This is a genomic window from Mycobacterium sp., from assembly GCF_047975165.1.
Lineage (GTDB): Bacteria > Actinomycetota > Actinomycetes > Mycobacteriales > Mycobacteriaceae > Mycobacterium.
Window position 1 is genome coordinate 1 of sequence record NZ_JBKECZ010000097.1, and the last position, 1,804, is coordinate 1,804.

The 1,804-nt window shown below is 40.8% G+C and carries 3 protein-coding genes; all 3 read left to right on the top strand.

The genetic code is table 11. The features are described from left to right. The first annotated feature begins 44 nt into the window (after positions 1 to 44). A complete protein-coding gene (locus tag ACK5M9_RS10090) occupies positions 45 to 356 on the top strand; it encodes an FtsW/RodA/SpoVE family cell cycle protein (protein WP_416893036.1) in 312 nt (103 codons plus the stop codon). Positions 357 to 407: 51 nt separating this feature from the next. Continuing rightward, entirely contained in the window at positions 408 to 1,322 is a 915-nt protein-coding gene (gene rodA / locus ACK5M9_RS10095) for a rod shape-determining protein RodA (RefSeq protein ID WP_416893034.1), read from the top strand. A gap of 166 nt (positions 1,323 to 1,488) precedes the next feature. Further along, a partial coding sequence (locus tag ACK5M9_RS10100) for an aspartyl protease family protein (protein WP_416893035.1) occupies positions 1,489 to 1,804 on the top strand: 316 nt, incomplete at its 3' end.

Sequence of the window (1,804 nt, forward strand, 5' to 3'; positions counted from 1 at the left end):
CGCGGCTGTATTTTATCGCAATCCATTTGTGAATCGCCGTACTGATTTTCGGAAAGGAACTCAACGGCGCAACAGCATGGTTTAACTTTGGTGTCGTCAGTGTCCAACCGGCGGAAGTTGCAAAGTTAGCGTCAGGCTTGCTTTTAGCGAATTTCATTAGTTCACCGTCGGTAGAAATGGGAACAAGACGAACGATTTTGACGGCTTTTGCCATCATTGGAATACCGGTAAGCCTCATACTTTTACAACCCGATTTGGGTTCGGTACTGGTTTTTAGTGCCTTCATCGTTGCATTGTACCGCGAAGGATTTTCTGCATGGTACATCTTTATTCCTGCGATCGGCGGATATTTATAGTTAGTCTCCATTTCCTATCCGGCTAATTATGTATAGACCGCCATAGGTTTATTGACCACCATCATTTGTCTTTTGTACCTTGCCTTTACCTATAACCGTTCAACGCTGAAAACCGTCATGGGTGTACAGTACGGTCTGGTTTTCTACTTTGTCGGATTGATTTTATTGGTAAGTTTTTTACCGGAATTGGGCGCAATAACCGATAAAACTGCGCGGGAATACGCCCCGCTTAATGTCCTCGAGTTCAATGTCCTTTTTTATTCGTCAATCGGATTGGCTTTGGCATTAATTTCCGGTATTTCTGTTTCTTATTTTATAATCCGCGACAATTCCCAATCACCGTACAAAATGTTTAGTCCCGAGTTTGGTGCAAACCGTTCGACTGAAACTGCCATCATCTCTATCGTTATTTTAACCATGGTCAGTAGCATTTCACTCTTTTCGCCAAAAATTTATTCGGAACTTCCAAAGCACCAGCAAGAACGAATTATGGTATTGTTTGAGGGTGAAAAAAAATACCGCGACACATCGGGCTATAATTTGCTCTATTCCAAAACTGCAATCGGTTCAGGTGATTTATTGGGAAAAGGTTATTTGCAAGGAACGGTAAAAATGGGAAAATTCGTTCCCGAGCAATCTACCGATTATATTTTTTGTACCGTTGGTGAAGAATGGGGCTTTCTGGGAAGTTCCATTTTGGTACTCTTTTATGGACTATTTATTATCCGGATTTATTATCTCGCCGAGTCGCAGCGCAACGTGTTTTCGCGTTTTTTCGGCTATTCCGTAGCAACCATTTTTTTAATTCATTTCTTTATCAATATCGCCATGGTCATGGGGTTGTTTCCAACGGTGGGAATTCCGCTGCCGTTCTTTAGCTACGGCGGAAGTTCTCTTTGGGCATTTATCACCTTGGTAACCATCTTCTTAATTCTGAATTATCGAGATAAACAGAGTTTGATTTAAGAAGTTCACTATTTACAGAACCCATTCTATTTTAGTTGGAAAGCTTTGGCAAGGTTCAATATTTCCAATTTCGCACCAACATCGTCATCAAGTTCGTTTTTTATTTACCATTGTTTTTAACAGTAGAAAATAAACGGAAATCATTTCTTTTCGTAATTTAGACCGGATGAAGAACGGAATTTTTCTACTATTGGTTTTGTTTAATTTCTTGTCGAATGACTTGGTCGGACAAGAGTTCAAAATTGAAAAAGACCGAAAGAAATTTACGGTTCCCATTTCCACCGTTGACGGAATTGTCGTCGTCCCCGTTTCCATCAACGGTTCCATTCCGCTCAACTTTATTCTCGACACCGGTTCACCCTATACGGTCATCACCAATTTCAATGCGATTAAATATTTCCAACTTCGCAAAGGGAAAGCAGTAACCATTTCGGGTTTGGGAAAGGACACCCAAACTTTAGAAGCCTATCTTTCCAACGAGA